Here is a 4,048-nt window from a genome sequence, read left to right on the forward strand (position 1 = left end):
CGATCTCGTCGAGCAGCAGCACGCCGCCATCGGCCGCGCGAAAGCACCCGGGTCGCTCGGTGGCCGCGCCGGTGAAGGCACCTTTCACATGGCCGAACAGCTCGCTTTCCAGCAACTCCTTCGGAATCGCCGCGCAGTTCACCGCCACGAACGGGCCCGCCGCGCGCGTGGAATGCCGGTGCAGGGCCCGCGCCACCAGCTCCTTGCCGGTGCCGGTCTCGCCCTCGATCAGCACCGGGGCATCGCTCGCGGCGGCCATGCCGATGCGCTTGTGCACCTCGCGCATGGCTTCGCTGATGCCGATGAGCTCGCCGTCCTCCTGTGCATCGGGCGGCGGCGCGGGTGCGGCAGCCGTGGCACCGGCGTCGGCCTCGGAGCGCAGGGCGCGCTCCAGCACCTCCACCACGGCCGCGCGGCTCACCGGCTTGGTCAGGTGGTCGAACGCCCCCAGGCGCATGGCCTCGATGGTGCCCGAGCCGCTGGCGTAGGCGGTGAGCACCAGCACGGGCGGCAGCCGGGCCATGCGCGCGGCCAGCGCCTGCAGCGTTTGCAGCCCGTCCATGCCGGGCATGCGCTGGTCCAGGAAGATGGCGCTGTAGCGGTGGCTCTCCACTTGGCGCAGCGCCTCGGCCCCGCCACTGGCGCCGTGCACTTCATGGCCCAGGCTCTGCAGGGTTTCGACCAGCGATTCGCGGAAGGCCGCGTCGTCATCGACGACTAAGAAGCGCGCCATGGCAGCTCCAGGATGAAACGGGCGCCGCCGCCCTCGCGGGGCGCGTAGTGCAGGTCGCCGCCATGGGCCAGCGCCACTTCGCGCGCCAGGGCCAGCCCCAGGCCGTTGCCGTCGGCGCGGCCGGTGGCGAAGGGCTCGAACAGTTGCGCCCGCAGGTCTTCGGGCACGCCGGGGCCGTCGTCCTCCACCGTCAGCGTGCACAGGGTGCGTGCCGCATCCACCTGCGCCGACAGCGCTGCCTCGCCGCCGGCCGGCGCATGGCGCACGGCATTGTCCAGCAGGTTGTCGATGGCGCGCGCCACGTGCACGGGGTCGAACACGGCGTCGGCGGGCGCCTCGCCGCGCAGCACCAGCCGCACGCCACGGGCTTGCGAACCCGGGCGGGCGGTGTCCAGCCGTTCCTGCAGCCAGGGTCCGAGCGGCACGGTGCGGGGGTGGAGGTTGAGCGGCTGCACCAGCGAGAGCAGGCTTTGCACCAGGCCCTCCAGCCGGTCGATCTGCGTGACGATGGACGCCAGCGCGTCGGCATGGCGGGCCGGCGGCGCGGCCAGGGCGTTGTCCGCCTTCAGGCGCATGGCGGCGATGGGATTGCGGATCTCGTGCGCGACCGAGGCCGTCATGCGGCCCAGGGCGGTCAGGCGCAGGTCGCGGTGGCGCTGGGCCAGGGCCTCCTTCAGCCGGGCGCGGGCGTCTTCCAGGCGGGTGCCGAACGCATTGAAGCCGTCGACGATGCGGTCCAGCTCGCGGATGCCGGTGCGCTCCAGGTGCGGCACGGCGTCGCCCTGGGCCTGCGCCAGCGCGCCTTCCAGGCGCCGCACCTGGCGCAGGCCGCGCAGCAGCATCCAGCCCAGCCAGGCACCCGAGGCCACCACCAGCAGCGCCAGCACCGCGATGCCGGTGCGCAGGGTGTCCTGTGCGGCGATGGCGCCGGCGTGGGCGCGTGTCATGGTCCACACCGCGGTGCCGGGGTGCGCGGCCAGGGGGCAGGCCGCGACGATCAGCACCTCGCGGCTGCCGCGCACCAGGTTCACGATGGGCTGGCCGGTGCTGCCGGCCTGCTTGGCCAATTCGACGATGAGCGGCTGCTCGGCGGCCGGCACGTCGATCTTGACGCCGCTGCCTTCATAGGTCGGGTAGGCGTAGGCCAGCATGCCGCTGCCGGCGCGCCAGACGCCGCCTTCCACCTGCGGCACTTCCAGCAGCACCACGTGCAGCAGCACGCGCAGCAGGTCGGTCTGGGGGGTGTCGGCCGGCACCGTGGGCACCGACTTGGCGTAGCGCGTGGCGATGTCCTCGCAGGCCTGCGCGGCGCGTGCCCGGCTGGACGCCACCTGGGCGCCCGAGCCCGTCTGGTAAAGCACCACGATGATGGCCGCGACCAGGGCACAGGCGGCCAGCAGAAAGGCCCAGAAAAGAAGCAGTTGGATGCGCAAAGACCGCACGGTAGCCCATCGGAGTGAGGACGGCGGATCGTAAGGGCGAACACGCGGCCGTCCGGTAGGAAAGCGGCGTGTCCTGCATCGCCCGGTGGTGGCCGCGGGCCCGTGCCGGGGCCAGGGGCTCCGGATGGGGGGCGAGCCGCCCCCTAGAGATCAGGCGGCTTCGGGGTAGAACAGCTTGCGTGCCGGCACGGGCGCCACGGCCTGGCCGATGGCCGCGATGTGGTCCGGCGTGGTGCCGCAGCAGCCGCCCACGATGTTGACCAGCCCTTCGGCGGCGAATTCGTGCACCAGCCGGCTGGTGACCTCGGGCGTCTCGTCGAAGCCCGTGTCGCTCATCGGGTTGGGCAGGCCGGCGTTGGGGTAGCAGCTGATGAAGGTGTCTTCCGCCACCCGGTTCAGCTCCTGGATGTAGGGGCGCATCAGGGTGGCGCCCAAAGCGCAGTTCAGGCCGATGGCCAGCGGGCGGGCGTGGCGCACGCTGTGCCAGAAGGCCGTCACCGTCTGGCCCGAGAGAATGCGGCCGGAGGCGTCGGTCACCGTGCCGCTGATGATGAGCGGCAGGCGCTCGCCGCTTTTCTCGAAGAACTCGTCGATGGCGAAGAGGGCCGCCTTGGCGTTGAGCGTGTCGAAGATGGTCTCGACCAGCAGCACGTCGGAGCCGCCTTCGACCAGGGCCTCGGTCTGCTCGTAGTAGGCCGCGCGCAGCTGCTCGAAATCGACGTTGCGTGCGCCTGGGTCGTTCACGTCGGGGCTGATGCTGGCCGTCTTGGGCGTGGGGCCCAGGGCGCCGGCCACGAAGCGGGGCTTGTCGGGCGTTGAGTATTTGTCGCAGGCGGCACGGGCCAGCTGCGCCGATTTCAGGTTCATCTCGCGCGCGAGATCGGCCATCTTGTAGTCCTCCTGCGCGATGGTCGTGGCGCCGAAGGTGTTGGTCTCGATCAGGTCCGCGCCGGCGGCCAGATACCGCTCGTGGATGTCGCGGATCACGTCCGGCCGTGTGAGGCTCAGCAGCTCGTTGTTGCCCTTCACGTCGCGCGGGAAGTCCTTGAAGCGGTCGCCCGCGCCGTCCGGGCCGCTGTAGCCCTCGCCGCGGTACTGGGCCTCGCCCAGCTTGAAGCGCTGGATCATGGTGCCCATGGCGCCGTCGAGGATGGCGATGCGGCGGGCCAGGATGTCGGGTAGCTGTCGGGCGCGGGTGTAGTGGAGCGGAGTCATCCCCCGATTGTAGGAAGCCGCGTCAACCCTTGCCGTGCCCGGCCACGTCGAGGAAGGTCTGCAGCACCGGCGTCAACGCGTCGCCATGCCACGCCAGGACCCCGACGGTCGGATGCTCCAGGTGGGCGATGGGCACGAACCGCACGCCCTGGACGGCCGCCTGCGCCATCGAGGCCGGCACCAGGGCCACGCCCATGCGCATGGCCACCAGCGCCACCACGGTGAGCCACTGCCGGGTGGCATGGCGCGTGTGGGGGTGGATGCCGGCACGGTGGAAGAGGGCGATGACGTTGTCGTGGTTGGCCGGCGCCACGTCGCGCGCGAACATCACGAAGGTCTCGTCGGCGAGGCTACGCAGGTCGACTTCCGCCTGGCCCGCCAGGGTGTGGTCCTGCGGCAGGCAGGCCACGAAATGGTCCTCGGCCAGCGGCAGGCTGCGCAGGGGCGCGGGCACGACGCTGGCATTGATGAAGCCGGCATGCAACTGCCGGTGCAGCAGGGCTTCGAGCTGCTCGCCCGAGGACATCTCGCGCAGGTTGACCTCGATGCCCGGCGCGCGCTCGCCGAAGGCGCGCACGATGGCGGGCATGTCGCGGTACACCATGGAGCCGGTGAAGCCGATGTCCAGCCGGCCGCGCTGCCCCGCGGCCACGGCGCG

General features: G+C 71.8%; 4 protein-coding genes. All 4 read right to left on the bottom strand.

The features are described 5' to 3' along the window. On the bottom strand, positions 1-733 hold a 733-nt coding region (locus tag AC27IO_RS21435), incomplete at its 3' end, for a sigma-54-dependent transcriptional regulator (RefSeq protein ID WP_498740663.1). Then, entirely contained in the window at positions 718-2,175 is a 1,458-nt protein-coding gene (locus AC27IO_RS21440) for a sensor histidine kinase (RefSeq protein WP_498740665.1), read from the bottom strand. The genes AC27IO_RS21435 and AC27IO_RS21440, both read right to left, overlap by 16 nt. A 150-nt stretch (positions 2,176-2,325) precedes the next feature. Then, positions 2,326-3,390: a homocysteine S-methyltransferase family protein gene (locus tag AC27IO_RS21445; RefSeq protein WP_284430360.1), complete on the bottom strand. Its 1,065-nt coding sequence runs from the start codon at positions 3,388-3,390 to the stop codon at positions 2,326-2,328. Positions 3,391-3,412: 22 nt separating this feature from the next. Further along, positions 3,413-4,048 (bottom strand): LysR substrate-binding domain-containing protein (locus AC27IO_RS21450; protein WP_498740667.1); only part of this gene is annotated, 636 nt, incomplete at its 5' end.

Source organism: Acidovorax sp. KNOB132, from assembly GCF_057541515.1.

Excerpts from the sequence above, each read along its gene's own strand:
- AC27IO_RS21445 (WP_284430360.1), bottom strand. The coding sequence starts at position 3,390 with ATGACTCCGCTCCACTACACCCGCGCCCGACAGCTACCCGACATCCTG.